Origin of the sequence: Cohnella lubricantis, from assembly GCF_014212015.1 — a bacterium.
In the GTDB taxonomy this organism is placed as follows: domain Bacteria; phylum Bacillota; class Bacilli; order Paenibacillales; family Paenibacillaceae; genus Cohnella; species Cohnella lubricantis.
In genome coordinates, this window is sequence record NZ_JACJVN010000008.1 from 1 (window position 1) to 17,536 (window position 17,536).

Annotated in this window: 15 protein-coding genes; 1 reads left to right on the plus strand and 14 read right to left on the minus strand. The window is 57.4% G+C overall.

What is annotated here, in order from left to right:
* Positions 1-315: 315 nt before the first annotated feature.
* The 13 genes from phoU to H4Q31_RS01565 form a co-directional block, all read right to left on the minus strand.
* Complete coding sequence (phoU, locus tag H4Q31_RS01505) at positions 316-975, minus strand: phosphate signaling complex protein PhoU (protein ID WP_185177306.1); 660 nt, start codon at positions 973-975, stop codon at positions 316-318.
* Positions 976-991: 16 nt separating this feature from the next.
* Positions 992-1,738 carry a phosphate ABC transporter ATP-binding protein PstB gene (pstB, locus tag H4Q31_RS01510; protein ID WP_209703553.1) on the minus strand — a complete coding sequence of 249 codons (747 nt, stop codon included), beginning with the start codon at positions 1,736-1,738 and terminating at the stop codon, positions 992-994.
* A gap of 32 nt (positions 1,739-1,770) precedes the next feature.
* Positions 1,771-2,529, minus strand: coding sequence for a phosphate ABC transporter ATP-binding protein PstB (pstB, locus tag H4Q31_RS01515; protein WP_185177308.1), 759 nt, complete (start codon positions 2,527-2,529; stop codon positions 1,771-1,773).
* A 10-nt stretch (positions 2,530-2,539) separates the two neighbouring features.
* A complete protein-coding gene (pstA, locus tag H4Q31_RS01520) occupies positions 2,540-3,427 on the minus strand; it encodes a phosphate ABC transporter permease PstA (RefSeq protein WP_185177309.1) in 888 nt (295 codons plus the stop codon).
* Positions 3,424-4,353, minus strand: coding sequence for a phosphate ABC transporter permease subunit PstC (pstC, locus tag H4Q31_RS01525; protein WP_185177310.1), 930 nt, complete (start codon positions 4,351-4,353; stop codon positions 3,424-3,426). The genes pstA and pstC overlap by 4 nt, the downstream gene beginning before the upstream one ends.
* Positions 4,354-4,457: 104 nt before the next feature.
* Entirely contained in the window at positions 4,458-5,423 is a 966-nt protein-coding gene (locus tag H4Q31_RS01530; protein ID WP_185177311.1) for a phosphate ABC transporter substrate-binding protein, read from the minus strand.
* Between the two features lie 137 nt (positions 5,424-5,560).
* Complete coding sequence (locus tag H4Q31_RS01535) at positions 5,561-6,778, minus strand: methyl-accepting chemotaxis protein (protein ID WP_185177312.1); 1,218 nt, start codon at positions 6,776-6,778, stop codon at positions 5,561-5,563.
* A 205-nt stretch (positions 6,779-6,983) separates the two neighbouring features.
* A complete protein-coding gene (locus H4Q31_RS01540) occupies positions 6,984-7,634 on the minus strand; it encodes a winged helix-turn-helix domain-containing protein (RefSeq protein WP_185177313.1) in 651 nt (216 codons plus the stop codon).
* 102 nt (positions 7,635-7,736) lie between these two features.
* The gene (locus H4Q31_RS01545; protein ID WP_185177314.1) at positions 7,737-8,984 is read right to left on the minus strand and encodes an MFS transporter; all 1,248 of its coding nucleotides are present in this window, start codon (positions 8,982-8,984) and stop codon (positions 7,737-7,739) included.
* 202 nt (positions 8,985-9,186) lie between these two features.
* Complete coding sequence (locus tag H4Q31_RS01550; RefSeq protein ID WP_185177315.1) at positions 9,187-10,371, minus strand: carboxypeptidase regulatory-like domain-containing protein; 1,185 nt, start codon at positions 10,369-10,371, stop codon at positions 9,187-9,189.
* A gap of 18 nt (positions 10,372-10,389) precedes the next feature.
* Positions 10,390-12,132, minus strand: a complete 1,743-nt coding sequence (locus H4Q31_RS01555; protein WP_185177316.1) for a pyrroloquinoline quinone-dependent dehydrogenase — start codon at positions 12,130-12,132, stop codon at positions 10,390-10,392.
* 150 nt (positions 12,133-12,282) lie between these two features.
* The gene (locus H4Q31_RS01560) at positions 12,283-13,479 is read right to left on the minus strand and encodes a carboxypeptidase-like regulatory domain-containing protein (RefSeq protein WP_185177317.1); all 1,197 of its coding nucleotides are present in this window, start codon (positions 13,477-13,479) and stop codon (positions 12,283-12,285) included.
* Positions 13,480-13,573: 94 nt separating this feature from the next.
* Positions 13,574-15,343 carry a pyrroloquinoline quinone-dependent dehydrogenase gene (locus H4Q31_RS01565; protein WP_185177318.1) on the minus strand — a complete coding sequence of 590 codons (1,770 nt, stop codon included), beginning with the start codon at positions 15,341-15,343 and terminating at the stop codon, positions 13,574-13,576.
* Positions 15,344-15,783: 440 nt separating this feature from the next.
* Here H4Q31_RS01565 and H4Q31_RS01570 point away from each other — a divergent pair, with 440 nt between their 5' ends.
* On the plus strand, positions 15,784-16,191 hold the full coding sequence (locus H4Q31_RS01570) for a cupredoxin domain-containing protein (protein ID WP_185177319.1): 408 nt from the start codon (positions 15,784-15,786) through the stop codon (positions 16,189-16,191).
* A 192-nt stretch (positions 16,192-16,383) separates the two neighbouring features.
* On the opposite strand, the gene H4Q31_RS01575 is transcribed toward H4Q31_RS01570, so the two are convergent.
* On the minus strand, positions 16,384-17,517 hold the full coding sequence (locus tag H4Q31_RS01575) for a Gfo/Idh/MocA family protein (RefSeq protein ID WP_185177341.1): 1,134 nt from the start codon (positions 17,515-17,517) through the stop codon (positions 16,384-16,386).
* Between the last annotated feature and the right edge of the window lie 19 nt (positions 17,518-17,536).

A 17,536-nucleotide genomic window follows, 5' to 3' on the forward strand; every position in this document is an offset into this window, starting at 1 on the left:
CCACTCTACCGACTTCCCGCCGATGTAGTCGATCTGATCGACCTCTTCTCCTCACTCCACCGACATCCCGCCGATGTAGTCGATCTGATCGACCTCTTCTCCTCACTCCACCGACATCCCGCCGATGTAGTCGATCCAGGTACTCTCTTCCGCCAACACCGGCGCATTCCCGTCCACCACACACATTCCACTAGCCAAGCACGAACAAGACCAGCCCGGCTGCCCTGGCTGGTCTCTCTCACAAGTGCTGCAGCTTCCGTCACCTACACCTTACTCGCGGCTCGTACCCTTCCGTCACCCGCGCCGCGAACCTGCCTACTGGTTCAAGTCTGGGCGCTCGCCGAGCACCAGGAACACGACGCTCTCGCCGATATTGGTCGCGTGGTCGGCGATCCGCTCAATGTAGCGGCCGACGAAGCTGAGGTGGATCGCTTGGCCGACCGTCTTCGGATTGTCCGCCGTGATCGAGAAGATCTCGCGCAGAATTTGCGAATACAGCGCATCAACCTGGTCGTCGTCCTTCGCCATCTTGTAGGCGAGGTCGATGTTCTCGTCAATGTACGATTGGATTGACTCGACGATCATCGTGCGCACGATGAGCGCCATCTGCGGCAGATCGTGGAGCGGCTTCATCAACTGCTGGCCCTCCAGGCGCAGCACGACCTTCGCGATATCGACCGACAGGTCGCCCATGCGCTCCAGGTCGGACGAGATCTTGAGCGCGACCAGGATGCGCCGCAGATCCTTCGCGACCGGTTGCTGCGTAGCGATCAGCTTCGCGCCTAGATCGGAGATCCTCTCCTCGATCCGGTTCAGCTCCAGATCCGCCGCCACGATCGTCTTCGCCGCCTTCGAATCAAGCGTCTCCAAGGCGCTCATGGAATCTGCCAGAGCGCGCTCGACGCGTTCCCCCATCTGAACGAGCATCTGCTGCAATTGTTCAAGCCCGATATCGAATTCTCTGCGCGTAACCATCCTCAGCACTCTCCTCTTAACCGAATCTTCCCGAGATATAATCTTCCGTTCGCTGATCAACAGGCGAGGAGAACAACATCTGCGTATCCGCCGCCTCCACCACTTCGCCATTCAGGAAAAATACCGTCCGGTCCGAGATTCGCGCTGCCTGATGCATGTTATGCGTGACCATGACGATCGTATAACTCCGGCTGAGCTCCCGCGTCAGCTCCTCGATCTTCGTCGTCGAGATCGGATCGAGCGCCGACGTCGACTCGTCCATGAGCAGCACTTCCGGCTCGACCGCAAGCGCGCGGGCGATGCACAGACGCTGCTGCTGACCGCCGGACAACCCCAGTGCCGACTTCTTCAGATTATCCTTCACTTCTTCCCATAGCGAAGCGGCCCTTAAGCTGCGCTCCACCAGCTCGTCGAGGTCGGCCTTCTTCAACTTCCCGTGAAGGCGCGGGCCGTAAGCGACGTTGTCATAGATCGACTTGGGAAAAGGATTCGGCTGCTGGAACACCATTCCCACCCGTTTGCGCAAGCTCTCAACTTCCGTATCGGCGGAATAGATATCCTTCCCCTGAAGCTCCACCCTGCCTTCGATTCGGACGCCCGGAATCGAATCGTTCATCCGGTTCAGCGTCCGCAGCAGCGTCGACTTGCCGCAGCCCGAAGGGCCGATGAAGGCGGTAATGCTGCGCTCCGGGATCGACAGGCGAATGTTCTTCAGCGCCTGGAATTCCCCGTAATATAGTTGAAGCTTCTCGATCTCAATCATCTTCGCTGCCCCTCCCTTCTGTTCTATCCGCATCACCCGAAGCGGCCGGAGATGTAATCATCCGTCGACTTGCGCGTCGGATTGGTGAACATCTTCTGCGTATCGTCGTACTCGATCAAGTCGCCGAGGAAGAAGAACGCCGTCTTATCCGAGATTCGCGCCGCCTGCTGCATGTTGTGCGTGACGATGACGATCGAATAGTCCTTCTTCAGCTCCGCGATCAGCTCTTCTATCTTAGCGGTGGATACCGGGTCCAGCGCCGAAGCCGGTTCGTCCATGAGCAGGATGCTCGGGCGAACGGCCAGCGAACGGGCGATGCACAGCCGCTGCTGCTGGCCGCCGGACAGCGCGAGCGCCGATTGGTGGAGGCGGTCCTTCACCTCGTCCCACAGGGCGGTCTTGCGCAGGCACTGCTCAACAAGCGCAGCGAGCTCCTTGCGGTTCCGCGTGCCGTGGTAGCGGGCTCCGAAGGCTACATTCTCATAGATCGACTTGTGAAATGGATTCGCCCGCTGCCAGACCATCCCAATTCGTTGGCGCAGCCGGACGACGTCCGTATTCGGATCGCAGATGTTGTCGCCGCCAATCCAAACCTCACCCTCGATGCGCGCGGCGGGGATCAGATCGTTCATTCGGTTAAGCGAGCGCAGGAACGTCGACTTGCCGCAGCCCGAAGGGCCGATCAGCGCGACCACCTCGCGGTTCGGGAACTCCATGCTGACCTTGCGGACCGCTTGCTTCTCGCCGTAGTAGACCGACAGGTTCTTCGTATAGAATGCGTTGTGGCTCATAGGTCTCCTCCTACTTGCTCGCGGTTAATTTGCGGTAGAGCACGCGGCCGAACCAACGGGCTCCAAGGTTAAACAGCAGAATCGTAATGACCAGCACAGCCGAAGCCCCAGCCGCGATCTCGCCTGCGTCAGGCGCGAGTCCTTCGCTGTTGATCTTCCAGATGTGAACCGCAAGCGTCTCCGCCGGGCGCATCGGGTTCAGCGGCGACGTCGGATGAAGCGGATTCCAATCGGTGAAGTCGAGACGCGGCGAGCTCATGCCGGCGGTGAACAGCAGCGCGGCAGCTTCGCCGAACACGCGGCCAGCGGCGAGTACCGTGCCTGTCACGATGGACGGCAGCGCGACTGGCAGCATGACGGATGTGATCGTCTTCCAGCGCGACATGCCGAGCGCGAGTCCCGCTTCCTTCTGCTCCTGCGGCACAGACCGCAGCGATTGCTCCGTCAGACGGACCATCATCGGCAGATTGAACACCGTCAGCGCAAGCGCGCCTGATAGAAGCGAATAACCGAGGTTGAACGTATTCACAATAACGAGAAGGCCGAACAGGCCGACGACGATCGATGGGAACGAGGACAGAACTTCGACGACCAGCCGAATGAAATTGGTGATCGGACCTCGCTTCGCATATTCACTCATATAGATGCCCGCACCAAGGCCGAGCGGAATCGTAATAATCATCGTCAGCACGAGCAGGAAGATCGAGTTGAACAGCTGCGGCCCGATGCCCCCGCCCGCCTTGATCGCTTGCGGGAAGGAAGTGAGGAAGTGCCAGCTGATATGCGGCAAGCCGCGGAAGAGCAGATAGCCGATCAAGGAGGCCAGTACGGCCATGATCAGCACGGCTACCGCGACTATAACGCCTGTCGCGATCCGGTCTATCGTCTTGGCTCTCATCGCTTCACTCTCCTCTCCAGCATGCGGACCACGAATACGAAGACGAACGTCATGAGCAGCAGCATCAACGCCAGACTCCACAGCGCATTGTTATGCAGGGATCCGGAAGTCGTGTTGCCCATCGACAGGGTAATAATACTCGTCAGCGTCGCCGCCGATTCGAACAGCGAGTGCGGAATGTGCGGCGCGTTGCCGATGACCATCTGAACGGCAAGCGCTTCGCCGAACGCCCGGGCGATGCCAAGCACGACGCCGGTGAGCAGCGAAGGCAGAAGCGTCGGCAGGATGATGCGCGAGATCGTCTGCCAGCGCGTGGCGCCAAGCGCCATGGAGCCTTCCTTCAACCCTCTAGGCAGGCTGCGCAGCGCATCCGTCGAGACGGTCGTTACGGTCGGCAGAATCATGATCGATAGGACGAGCGAGCCGGCCAGCACGCCGACGCCGAGACCCGGGAACACATCCCGCAAGAACGGAACGATGACCGACAGGCCGACGAAGCCGTAGACGACGGACGGTATGCCCGCGAGCAGTTCAATGCCCGGCTGAAGCACCGTCTTGCCCAGCTTCGGCATAATCTCCGTCATGAAGAGCGAAGCGCACAGTCCGAGCGGCGCCGCGATGACGGCAGCCAGCAGCGAGGTAGAGAACGAGCCGAACAGGAACGGCAGCGCGCCGAACACGGCCGGTTCGCCATCCGGGCGCCATTCGAGCCCGAACATCATCTCCGACACGCTGACACCGTGGCTGATGAACGGCGCAAGCCCTCTTGACGCGATAAAATACACGATCGAGAAGATCGTGACGATCATGATGAGGACGCATAGATATACGTACGTTCGCCCCCGCCATTCCTCTGCCAGATGCTTCGGGATTCTACGCTCCTTCGCTGCGGGAGCGGAACGAACTTCAGATGCAGGTAAATTCAAGCAGGCCACTCCTTCAACGGCAAGGAGAGGCGCACATAGGTCGCCTCTCGCCGCTTGAGATATTCTGAGCTCTCAGGGATAATGTCTATTTATTTGTATCGTTCTTATTTGTTCGTTACCGTGCCCGCTGCGTCGCGCTCAATCTTCATGTCGCTGGTCGGGATGTAACCATTCTCTACTACGTCCTTCTGCTGAATCTCAGGGCTCATCATGTAGTCCAGGAAAGCCTTCGCCGCTGCATCCGGCTCGCCCTTCGTGTACATGTGCTCGTAAGCCCATACCGGATAAGTGTTCGTCTTGACATTGTCGGTCGTCGGCTCAACGCCTTCATACTTCAGCGCGATAATCGATTCATCCAGGTAGGACAGCGCCAGATAACCGATCGCCCCCGGCGTCTCGGATACGAGCTTCTTAACCGTGCCGCTCGCGTCTTCTTGAATCGAACCCGGCAGGTCTTCCGTCTTGATGCCCAGCGCATACTTCTCGAACGTAGCGCGGGTACCGGAGCTGGACGGACGGTTCACCAGCACGATCTTCGCGTCAGTGCCGCCAACGTCCTTCCAATTGGTAACCTTGCCCGTGAAGATATCAACCAACTGTTGCTGCGTCAGGTTGTCTACGCCGACATCCTTGTGAGCGACGGCTGCCATCGCAATGACTGCAACCTTGTGGTCAACGAGCTCCTTCGCCTTGTCGGCATCGAGCTTCTCTTCCGCGAATACGTCGGAGTTGCCGATTTGGACTTGGCCGTCGGATACTTGGGAGAGGCCCGTACCGCTGCCTCCGCCTTGGATTTGAACGGAGACGCCTTTATATTGATCGTCGGCCATGAACTTGTCGGCTGCCGCTTGGGCCAGCGGCTGAAGCGCGGAGGAACCGGATGCGATGACCGATCCGCTCAGCGGCTCGGCGCTTGGAGTTGCGCTCTCGCTAGGAGCTGCGCTCTCGGATGCGCTCGGCGAAGGGCTCGAGGTGTTAGCGGAGCCAGCATTGTTATTGGTGTTGTTGCCGCACGCTGCAAGCGATATTGCGAAGACAACAGTCAACAGCAGGACCAACGATTTTTTCATGACGAATGGTTTTCCCCTTTCATAGTTGAGAAACTTGTTTTTATTTGTCTCACATCTATGATTCTATTGTCCTAACGTCAGAAGCATATTTCCCTTATGTTAACGGAATGTAAAATCGTAAATCTCTCATCCGAAAATCATTTGGAGCCTAGCAGCTGCGAGATCAGCTTGGCGAGCTGCCGCTTCATCTGATCGGTCGTCATATCGGCTTCCTTGGCCGCTTCCGTCAGATTCGCGGCGGCGGCACGATTGTCCGAGCTTAGCAGCCATAGCCGCTCGAACGTCGTCTCTGCGTTCTGAACGCGCTGGACGCCCGCTTCCGAGCCCTTCTTGCTCTCCCTTACCGCATCCGCTGTCGCCTCAGCCGCTTCAGCCATGCCGCGAAGCTGAACGTTGATCCGCTCCGCCGACTGCTTCGTCTGTTCAGCCAGCGTCCGAACCTCCTGCGCCACGACGGAGAATCCCCGTCCGTGTTCGCCCGCTCGCGCGGCTTCGATCTGGGCGTTCATTGCCAGCAGATGGCACCGATCCGCAAGCTCCGCGATTAGATCCGTAATGCCGAGCGTCTCTCGCGCGTGATCGAGCAGTCCGCGGGCCGAAGCTTCCTGGCGCACGGCCGTCTCGGCCCATTGCCGGTACAGCTTCAGCATCTGCTCCAGCTCGCTTCGCCCTTGCTCGGCGATCTCGGCCAATCGCTCGCCGCTCACGAGCGAGGTCTCCGCCGTCGCCGTCACCATGCCGATGGCCGCCGCAATCCGGCCGATCATGCTCTCCGCACCGCGCACCGTTCGAAGCTGCCGGTCAGAAGCCTCTCGCTGCAGCAGTCTCGACATGCCCAGCAGATCCCCGGCAGTCAGAATGCCGGCGGTCAGCCCATCTGTCGTCAGGATAACAGCATCGTAGAGAGTCTCCTCGTTCCGAGTCAGCGCAAGATCGATCAGCTCTTGCGGCGTGGTGTCCAGCTCCGCCGTCAGCGGGCGGATGTCCATTAGTACGGATATCGGCTTATCCGCGTACAGAGCGGTTCCGAACTTAGAACCGATGGATCGGAAGAACCGGTGCTTCATGACGAGGCCGAGCGGCCTGTGGCTTCTATCCGTGACAACTGCGCACTCGAGATCGGCGCGCTGACGGAATAGCGCAATAACTTCGCTGCAAGCCTGATTCGGGGCGATCAACGGGCAATTGCGAATCCATTCCGCCATTCGCAGCGGATGGAACGTCTCCTGGCCGGAAGTCCAGCCGACGGCCGCTTCTTCGACAGGCCAGCTTAATTCCTTCTGTCCAGCCGCCGACGGCGCTTCCTTGCGGCCAACCGCATGGTTCTGGATTGGACTTAATTGAGGGTTGGTCATCTGCATTCCTCCACAGCATCGCGCGGGTCGCATCCGCATTGATATCCTATTAACAGCCCGATCGTATCAAAGGGGTGTCAACCACAGGTTCGGGCACTGTTGGCGTAATGTTAAAATGCGATAACAGCGCACAAAAAAAGCAGAGCGGGAGAATATCCCTGCTCTGCTTAAGTTCCGCCTTTTCCACCCGAAGGCGAACGTCTCCTTAATCTTCCTCCTCGGGCTCCTCCTCTGATGGCTCGATCAAGCCCAGCTTCTCCGCATCCTCAATCCGATAGCTGACGACAACGTAATGGTAGGAGCCTATCTCATCCTCTCGTCCGTCGCTTGCCCACTTCCGCTCAATCGGTTCCTGGGTATTGTTGATCGCTTGGACTATCCGGTCCATCGACTCCTGCCATTCCCGGCCGGTGCAGCGGCTGTCCACATTCAGCACGTTGACGTGATAAGGATTCCGTTCAAACTTAGCGCCCGAAGGACTCTCCTCGCGGATCTTCTCCAGCCCCTTCTGCAGCAGGCGCAATCCGGGTTCAAGCTTCCGGTGAACGAATGCCACAATCGTCTCCAGATGCTGGGCGTTCTCCTCTGCGTTGCCTCTATATATCACATCGTTCAGATCGGCCGTCTGATAATAATGCTCCGTCAAATTGCCTTGCTGGCGCGACTCCTTCAATTCAAGCAGCTCCGCCTTGACGAGCTTCTTCACATGATAATACAGCCGAAGCGGATCCTCGCCCATCTGCTCCGCCAGCATTTTCACCGTCGCCGGCTTATCCGCTGCCAGTTGGAGAATTCGGCTTCGTCTCGGATCGGACAATATCTTAATCAATTCGACGCTGCTGCTCTTATATTTCACCTGAACGAATGCCTCCCTTGCCGTACTGTTATGGCTCCCTGCGACCTGTTGCTTGCTATAGCAAGCATACCATAGCTGCGCCGAGATTCGTAGAATCTTCTACTAATCGACCGTTCGCACGGACTTCACAGTGGCCAGAATAATGACCATGAAGGCAACCATAATGAGGCCGGCTGTCAGCATAATGCCCGATATCCCGATGCCGGCGGACAGCAGCGCAGAGACGATGGCAAGCGAGACCGGCATGAGGCCCATCGCCGTCGTACCGAGAACGCCTTGCACACGCCCCATCATGTCGGGCCTCACCATCTGCTGAATCAGCGTCGCGATTAGTACGTTGCAGAGCGCAATGAAGAAGCCCATCGCGAACATGAGCGCAACGCCCTGCCACACCTCCGTAATCAAGCTGAGCAGAACGACCCCGACGCCGGACAGCGTGACGAAGAACATGGCGAGAACGCCCCTTCGGCGCTTCGGCTGCATAATGCCGACCCATGCCGCCCCGCCCATCATGCCGAACGCGATTGCGCTCTCCATATAGCTTAAGGCGAGTACATCGCCGGCGAACGCACGATTGACGAGAATCGGAACGCCGGAGCTGACGGGGCCGGCGAAGAGCATATTCAAGATCATCGACACGATCATCAACGTCAGCAGGAATGGGAAGCTCTTCATGTAGACGATGCCGTCCTTCAATTGCCGCAGGAACGGCTCCCGCTGCTTCTCTGCAGACGGGCCGGGGTCGCGAAGGAAGCGGACGGCGGCGGCCCCGACGAGCAGGAAGGCAGCCGCGGCAGCGAACGAAGCCTCGAAGGAGGCGAACTTCATCAGCAAGCCGGCTAGCGCAGGCCCGAACAGAAGCGTCAGCTGGTTCGTTGTCTGGAGAATCGAATTGCCGCGAACCAGATGCTCTCTCTCTACTATATTAGGAAGCATGGAGCTGCTTGCCGGACCGTGGAACGCGTCAAGCACCCCGTAGATGAGCGCGAAGCCGAGCAGTCCCCAGATCGACAGCGCATTCTCCATCACCAGAATGACCATCGCGGCGACGAAGACAACACGGATTCCGTTGGCGTAGGCCAGAATCGTCGATCTTCGGATCCGATCCGCCAGTACGCCGGCGAAGGTCATGAGCAACACCCGCGGTATGGTGGTCGTCATCATGACGATGCCAAGCCAATTCTCAAGACCTAAGCGCTGCACGACATACCAAGACTCCGTCAACAGATAGACTGAGAAAGCCAGGTTCGTAAATGCGGATGCCAGCCATAGCACAAGAAAACGAGCATTCGTCCATACTTGCTTCTTGACCGCCGGGATCGCCAACGCGTCCTGCCGCTGAAGCTCCATTCGAAGCCACCTGCCTGTCATTTTATTATTTTTAACCATTGTAATTTATTTAAACGATTGATTTCAGTATAATGCGTGAATTCATTGGATGTCTAGTGCTGTTTTGGTAACAGAAGGAAATTCTTTTCGAAAATAAAAATAGGACGAGCAGAGTGTCTCTGCTTCGTCCCATGCTCGTCCGTCAACTGCGGTTGCCTATCGTTCATTTCGGTTCCGGCTCCGGCGCGATATTCTTCGGATCATTCGCACCAGGCTCCAGGAAGCTGGAAGGAAGCGAATCGCCTGCCTCCAGCTCGCGGTCTTCCACGAACTTGGTCAACTTCTCCTCGAAGAACACCGGATGCCGATCCCATACTTCCTTGGCGACCTTCAAGACGAAGTTGCCTTCATCGTCCGGAATCGTGACGGTATATCGAGTGTCCGGGGGCACATTCAATCCGGCCAGCACGCCGGTGTACATCATCCCAGGCGACTTCTCGCACGTAAGCGCCGGCGGCTGGTCGTTGATCACGATTCCTTCCTTCGGCAAGGTAATATGGATCTTCACGCTCGTATCGTCCGGAATGTGAAGCACCTTATTCTTCGGCAGCGTATACCGCTTAGCTCCAACCACGACGGCTAGATTCGTGCCTTCCTCTTGATCCGGGAGGTAGAAAATCTGGTATTCCCCCCTCGCATCCGTCGGGGTGGACTTTCCGAAGCCTTCGCCGCCATCGCGGTCGATCCAGACGACCGCATCGCGTACCGGACGGCCATCGGCATCCCTCACCGTTCCTCCAATACGATATTTATCTACCTGGAAGAAGGAGATCGTATCGCCTTCGGCGCTGACGATCCGGGCATGTACCTCGACTTCTCCCGCACCGCCTTCAATCTCCCGCACCTCCTGGACTCGGATCGGATAGTACACGCTAAGGGGCGCCGATGACTTGAGCAGCTGCTCCGCCTCATCTTGTCGAATCGGCCGGCCGCCTATCGTCGCCCGATCAAGCGAGAAGACGCGAACATCTGCTGCGGAGAGCTGGCTCTGATCAACTTGCCAGCGGAAAACGCCGTCTTGGTCGGTCGTAATATCATATCGGCTCGTTCCGGAGCGCAGAATGGCTCCTGCAACCGGTTTGCCGCCAACGAGCAGACGCCCTGTCACTGTGGTGATATGCGAGCCGTCGCTTCTCCATTGCCGGAGCGGGAGCTTCGTACGATCCAAGCGGAAATCAATATCTCGTTTGTCCGTCTGAACGGCTGCGATCGCTGCTTGCCTAACGGAGGGATCCGCAACTTGCCCCCAAGAGGCGCGGTCAGCGTGCGAATCGCTTCCCGAACACCCTGCCAAGCTCGCTGACGCAAATAATAAGGTTGCCGTCCAACCGACAGTCTTGCGCTTCATGTCAACCTTCAGCTCCAATTATCCGGAATGCGTGCTGCCTGTGTCGGCTTCGCCGGCTTGTCCTTGCGTCTTGTCTCCGCCAAGTCCGAATACATACACCCTCGGCTTCGTGCCGCCGGACGTGAAGGTGATGTACGGCTTCCCGTCCACCGTGAATACAGCTGGAGCGGCCTGGATGTTGTCCCCTGGCGTCTGGAACGTCCAGATCACTTTGCCTGCTTTAATATCGAGGGCATTGATCTTGCCATTCAGCTCGCCGAAGAAAGCCAGTCCGCTGTCCGTGCTGGTAATGCCTCCGCGCTGCGGCTCGTTGGTCTTAATTTGGTACACTTGCTTGCCTGTATTGACATCGATGGCTGTGACCGTTCCGTAGTTATCGGAGTTAGGCGGCGTCTCGCCCATCGTCGTGCCGAAGGCTGAGGCTCCTGGCATATCGGGGGTCTTGGCCAGCTCCTCGCTCGTCGCCGATTTGATGAAGGACGGCTGATTCACAGCCGGGATCAGCACATAATTCGTCGCGGGGTCGTACGTCTCCGGCGCGTAGTTCTCGCCGCCGAGAGCGCCCGGGAAGGCCAGCACCCCTTCCGGCGTCGGCTTCTCATGATCTTGCTTGGTGAATGCCACGCCATCCCAGATGGGATCGCCGGTCTTCGCATCCCAAGCGAACCACAGGCCCGACTTGCCGCCTTCGACGACGATCTTCTGCTGCTTGCCCTTCACGGTAGCGTTCAGGATCATCGGGGAAGCGGCAGCATCGTAATCCCATACATCATGCTTGACCTCCGTCTTCGCCCATACAAGCTTGCCGGTCTTGGAATCCACGGCGACGACCGAATCCGTGTACGGGTTCTCTCCCGGCCGATTCGCGTCGTAGAAGTCCGGCGCAGGGTTAGCGACCGCGAAATACATGATGCCCGTCTCTTCATCGATCGCCGGCGGATTCCATACGGTGCCGCCGCCTTCGAATGCGCTCTTGGCAAGCCAATCCTGCCCTTTCGGCGGTACTGTCCAGAATGGCGACTCCCATGCCGGCGTCAGATCGCTGGCCTTGTAAGCCATCTCGAAGCCGCGAACGCCGTTGTCGGCGCCGCTGCTTCCGATATAGACGTTGCCGTTGTAATAAATAGGCGCAGTCGTCTCGTAATAACCGTTCTCCAGCGTAACTCCTTCCACTGCATCGGAGATCGGAACTTGCTTGATGAGCTCGCCGGTCTTCTGGTCCAGCGCCACTAGCGTATTGTCCACCGTCAGCATGAACACTTTGCCCTCGCCGACCGCAACGCCGCGGTTCGCGATAATGCCGGACTTGCTGTAATTGGCCGCTTGCTCGGCCGGCGGCTTCCAATGCCAGATCTGGTTGCCAGTCACCGCATCGAAAGCGAAGACTTGGTTGCCCGACGTCGTAATGTAGATTACGCCGTCGACGACAACCGGATAGCATTGATTCCCGTTCTTGACGTCCGGATCTAGCGACTTCAAGTCCGCCGACCAGATGACACCGAGATCGTTCACGTTGTCCGCCGTAATACCTTTGTACGGAACGTGCCGGGTGTTCTTCAGATCGAAGCCGTATGTCCCGTAATTCTCAAAGGTAGTCCCCGTTACCTTCGCCGGGGAAGCAGTGGATGTTGCGGTAGGGCTGGCCGCTGGGCTGGCTGTCTCCGTTGCTCCTTGGTTGGCATTGTTGTTATTGTTGTTGCAGGCGGTAAGAGCCAGGCTTGCCGATAGGACGGCCCCTAAGACGGCGAATGTTCTGTTCACTAATCGTAACCTCCCGGTCTTAATCTCCGAAGCTCTCCTTATGATTCCAACGTTGCCGAATCTTCATTCGGATTGTCCGATGAAAAAAATAAAAAAACGCAGCCCGGAAAATCGGACTGCGTTCTCTTCGTTAACTATAGGAGGCGTTCATTAAGCGCCCGTATGCTCCGGAACGATGCCTCGCGGATCATTCTTGCCCGGCTCGATGAAGCTGGATGGGAGCTCGTCGCCCCAAGTCAGGATATGAGCGCCCTCCACATACTTCGTCATCTTCGTCTCGAAGAAGGTCGGGTTCTTCTCCCACTCGGTCTTCGGCACCGTAATGACGAAGTTGCCATCTTTGTCCGGAATCGTGACGGTGTAGTTCACCTCGGAGTCTACGTTCAGGCCAACCAGAACGCCGGTATACATCGCGCCGGGTTCGGTGACGGATACCAGGGTCGGCGGCTTATCAACAATCTCGGTGCCTTCCCGAGGCAGCGTGATGTTAATGTCAACGCTTGTGCCGTCCGGGATATGATATACCCGGCCTTCCGGCAACGTATAGCGCTTGGAACCGTTGTCCGTCGTTACCGTCAGGTTCGTGCCTTCCTCTTCTTCCGGCAGATAGTACAGGTAGTAACGGCCATTCTCGTCCGTCGGCGTCGACTTGGCGAAGCCTTCGCCTCCGTCGCGGTCGAGCCAGACGTCTGCGCCCTTCACCGGGTTGCCGTCGGCGTCCTTCACAATGCCGCCGACGCGATACTTATCGATCTGGAAGAAGGAGATGACGTCTCCCGGCTGGCTTATAACGCGGCCATGCACTTCAACCTGGCTTGGATCCTTGGCGGAAGGTACCACCTCGGTCGTCTCGATCGGATAATAGACATTAATATAAGTCGTCTCCGAGAGCAGCTGCTCCGCAGTTGCTTCGCCAATCGGCTGACCGGCGACCGTCGCGTTATCCAGCGATACGACGCGTACCGGCGTCTGCGACAGAAGGCTCTGGTCGATAATCATATCGAACGAGCCGTCTTCCGCAGTCTCGATATCGCGCTTGCTGTCTCCAACATGAATAATGGCATGCGCGACAGGCTGATCGCCGATCAACAGCTTGCCCTTCGAATCGACTGTATGGGAACCATCCTCTTGCCACTGCTTCAGCGTGTACATAGTCTGGTCGATTTCCAATTTAACTTCTCCGCTAATCGCAGCGGAGGATGCAGTTGCAGGTGCCGACGCGGATGCGGATGCGGAAGGAGCTTCCGAAGACGACGACGGGCTAGCGGCGTTCTCGTTATTGTTGGAGCAAGCGGCAAGGCTGGCAGCCAGCAAGACGAACACAGCTGACTTAGACAACATTTTCATGATGCGATTCTCCTTTTATTAGTCAATCAGGGCAGTCTATAGTAGCACTGCCCTGATCTTTGACTCTATTCAAAAGCTGGAGCGGTTAAGACAATCAGCCGGCGTGAACGTCGGACGTGTCAGCCGCGCCCGAATCGCCTTGCGTCTTGTCGCCGCCGAGTGCGAAGACGTATACTTTCGGCTTCGTGCCGCCGGAGGTGAACGTGATGTACTCTTTGCCGTCTACCGTGAAGATAGCCGGAGCCGCTTGGATGTTGTCGCCCGGAACTTGGAACGTCCAGATGATCTTGCCGGACTTGATGTCCAGCGCGTTGATCTTGCCGTCCAGCTCGCCGAAGAAGGCAAGGCCGGTTGCCGTAGAGGACAGACCGCCGCGTTGCGGATCCTTCGTCTTGATCTGGTAAGCTTGCTTGCCGGTATTCACGTCGATCGCCGTGATCGTACCGTATGCGCTGCCGTCTTCGCCTTCCGGCACTTCGCCCATCGTGGTGCCGAATGCCGATGCGCCCGGCATATCCGGAGTAGCTGCATGCTCTTGGTCCTTAGCAGACATGATGAACATGCCTTGCTCTACTGCAGGGATCAGAACATAGTTGGTAGCCGGATCATACGTTTCCGGAGCGTAGTTCTCGCCGCCGAGAGCGCCCGGATAGACCATTACGCCTTCCGGAGTTGGTGTCGGGTGATCAATTCTCGCGAAAGGAATACCGTCGTAGATGACTTCGCCGGTAGCCGCGTCCCAAGCGAACCATTGGCCGGACTTGCCGCCTTCGACTACGATCTTGCGATCTTCGCCGTTGACTTTGGCTTTCAGGATCATCGGGGATGCTGCTGCGTCATAGTCCCACAGGTCGTGGCTGATCTCTTGCTTCGCCCATACGAGCTTGCCGGTCTTGGCTTCAACCGCTACGACCGAGTCGGTGTAAGGGTTGTCGCCCGGACGGGATTCGCCGTAGAAGTCAGGAGCTGGGTTGCCGACTGCGAAGTACATGATGCCGGTCTCTTCGTCGATAACCGGAGGGCACCATACAGCGCCGCCGCCTTGGAAGTTGCTGTTCGCGAGCCAGTCTTGGCCCTTCGGCGGAACGGTCCAGAACGGGCTGTCCCATGCCGGCGTCAGATCGCTGGATTTCAAAGCTGCTTCGAAGCCGCGAACGCCGTTGTCGCCGCCGGAGCTTCCGATGTAAACCACGCCGTCATAGTACAACGGAGCCGTCGTCTCGTAGTAACCGTTCTCCAGCGTAACGCTAGGGTCGATGACGTCGCTCAGCTTAACTTTGTTCACTTGCTCGCCAGTCTTCTGATCCAGAGCGACGAGTTGGTTGTCGATCGTCAGCATGAAGACTTTGCCGTCGCCTACCGCTACGCCGCGGTTAGCGATGATGCCGGATTTGCTGTAGTTAGCAGCTTCTTCGGCCGGCGGTTCCCAGTGCCACATTTGGTTGCCGGTAACGGCGTCAAATGCGAATACTTGGTTACCCGAAGTGGTGACGTAGATAACGCCGTCAACAACAACCGGGAAAGCTTGGTTACCGTTCTTAACGTCGGCATCCAATTCCTTAAAGTCATGCGACCATACGATACCGAGATCGTTAACGTTGTCAGCCGTGATCTCCGTGTAAGGAGCATGACGGTTGCCGGCCAGATCAAAGCCGAACGATCCCCAGTTCTCGAACGACGTGCCCGTTACAGTCGTCGCGGATGCGACCGGCGATGCGGAAGCAGAAGCCGATGCCGATGCCGATGCCGACGGAGATGCCGACGGGCTCGAGCTTGCATTGTTGTTGTTGTTACCGCTGTTACAAGCGGTAAGCGCCAGGCTGGCAGCCAATACGGCGCCAATCGCTGCGTAAGACTTCTTCACTGAATGACCCCTCCTCAGATGATAAAACCATAAAATGACAGCGCCTCCTCGCGGAAGCGAAACAAAGACCGCTGCTTGGGCAACAGCGGTAAAGCAAGAGTGTTGCACTTCTAAAACTTTGACAGGACTTAAGTCTTACTAATAAGACTTTTAATGCAAAATGTATATTACTCCTACTTCAACAATTCGTCAACAATTTTTGGCTATTGTTTGTCCAAATTTAGGTGAGGCTGCTCTGATCTCCCGCAAATATACAGCAATATAGATGTAGTTATAATAATTGCAAGTATTGTATGACAATTTGCTTGGTTAAGAATTTTTGAACTTGAACACAATAAGATTGACGAACCAACGGAAAAGTCGTATACTTTCTCGTCGACAGGAACCTTACTAGTAAGACTAAGTCGCAATACATTTTTCAGACTTCAGGGGGTATACCAGTGAAGAAAAAATCTTATTTGTTCTTGAGCGTCGTTGCTCTCGCAGCTGTAATGGCGCTGAGCGCTTGCGGCGACAACGGCAACAACAACGCAGCTAACAGCCCTGCTGCTACCGCATCTGCATCCGCACCGGCTGCTGGCGGCCAAACACAAGAAATCACGCTTGAAGCAACGAACTTCCAGTTCTCGCCTGCTGACATTCAGGCTCATGTCGGCGACACGTTGAAAATCACGTTGAAGAACGCTTCGGGCAACCACGGCGTCGAAATTCCGGACCTGGGCGTTAGCCTGAAGAACGGCGAGTCGGCTGAAGTTAAGCTCGACAAAGCCGGCACGTTCGACTTCAACTGCTCCATCCAATGCGGTTCCGGCCACGACAACATGGTCGGCACGATCACCGTCTCCTAATCGGAATCGGTAACGCATGATTGAACCCCCGCGAAGAGGCGACTGCTTTGCGGGGGTTTTGCATTTTCAGAACAGCTTCTTGTTCGCTATAGCGCTTCAAGAACAAAAAAAGCCTTCAATGTCCAGGGGGGACTGACCCCCACTTCAAACGGACGCTGAAGGCTTTTTTGATCTGCATATATACTGCCAAAATTATACTTCGTCGACGCTTACCCAAGCTCCTCGCTCGATGGACAGATCGACCGCTTCCAGCACTTCCTGGCAGCGAACGCCGTCGGCGAACGTCGGCGCGAACGGGGAATCCGTCGCCAGATGCTGCAGGAACTCGTACGTAATGTGCACGAACCCGTGCTCGTAGCCAATAATATGACCGGTCGGCCACCAGTTGGCTGCGTACTTGTGTTCCGGCTCAGTCGCCATGATGCGGCGGAAGCCCGCCAACTCCGGCTCATCTTCGCGGAAGTACACTTCGAGCTCGTTCAGTCGCTCCAGGTCCCAGCGGATCGAGCCCTTGCTGCCGTGTATCTCGAACGTGTTGTGGTTCTTGCGCCCCGTCGCGAAGCGGCTGGCGACGAACATGCCCATCGCGCCGTTCTTGAAGTCGGCGAGGAACGCCGTCGCGTCGTCGACGGTCACTTCGCCTTTCTCGGACGAACCGACGGCCGACAAGCCGGACATCGACACCGGAATCGGGCGCTCCTTGACGAAGGTCCGGTTGTGTCCGATGACCCGGTCGAATTCGCCGATGAGGAAGCGCGCCAGGTCGATGCTATGGGCGTTGATGTCACCGTGCGCGCCGGAGCCCGCTACTTCCTTCTTAAGACGCCAAGCAAGCGGGGCCTCCGGATCGACGAGCCAATCCTGCAGATACGTCGCTCGGTAATGGTGAATCTCACCCAGCTTGCCGCTGTCGATAATCTTCTTCGCGAGCTGCACGGCCGGCAGGAAGCGGTAATTGAAGCAGATGCCGTGCTTCACGCCGGCCTTCTCGGCAGCGGCGAGCATCTCGCGCCCGTCGGCGAGATTCAGCGCAAGCGGCTTCTCGCAGAAGACGTGCTTGCCTGCGGCAATCGCAGCCAGCGCGATCTCCTTGTGCGCGTCGCTCGGCGCATTGATATCGACGAAGTCGATATCGTCGCGGGCAATGAGCTTGCGCCAATCGGTCTCATAGCTCTCCCAGCCGAACTTGTCGGCAGCTGCCTTGACGCCTTCCTCGTCCCGCCCGCAGATCGCCTTCATGACAACGTCCGCGTCCATGTCGAAGAACATGCCCACGTCTTTATAAGCATGACTGTGGGCTTTGCCCATGAATTTGTAGCCCACCATGCCGACATTGATCTTCTTG

Bases quoted from the DNA above. Each gene is read 5' to 3' on its own strand.
- H4Q31_RS01530 (WP_185177311.1), bottom strand. From the start codon at position 5,423: ATGAAAAAATCGTTGGTCCTGCTGTTGACTGTTGTCTTCGCAATATCG.
- H4Q31_RS01575 (WP_185177341.1), bottom strand. From the start codon at position 17,517: ATGGTGGGCTACAAATTCATGGGCAAAGCCCACAGTCATGCTTATAAA.
- pstB (WP_209703553.1), bottom strand. From the start codon at position 1,738: ATGATTGAGATCGAGAAGCTTCAACTATATTACGGGGAATTCCAGGCG.
- H4Q31_RS01550 (WP_185177315.1), bottom strand. From the start codon at position 10,371: ATGAAGCGCAAGACTGTCGGTTGGACGGCAACCTTATTATTTGCGTCA.
- pstA (WP_185177309.1), bottom strand. From the start codon at position 3,427: ATGAGAGCCAAGACGATAGACCGGATCGCGACAGGCGTTATAGTCGCG.
- H4Q31_RS01545 (WP_185177314.1), bottom strand. From the start codon at position 8,984: ATGGAGCTTCAGCGGCAGGACGCGTTGGCGATCCCGGCGGTCAAGAAG.
- H4Q31_RS01535 (WP_185177312.1), bottom strand. From the start codon at position 6,778: ATGACCAACCCTCAATTAAGTCCAATCCAGAACCATGCGGTTGGCCGC.
- pstB (WP_185177308.1), bottom strand. From the start codon at position 2,529: ATGAGCCACAACGCATTCTATACGAAGAACCTGTCGGTCTACTACGGC.
- H4Q31_RS01560 (WP_185177317.1), bottom strand. From the start codon at position 13,479: ATGAAAATGTTGTCTAAGTCAGCTGTGTTCGTCTTGCTGGCTGCCAGC.
- phoU (WP_185177306.1), bottom strand. From the start codon at position 975: ATGGTTACGCGCAGAGAATTCGATATCGGGCTTGAACAATTGCAGCAG.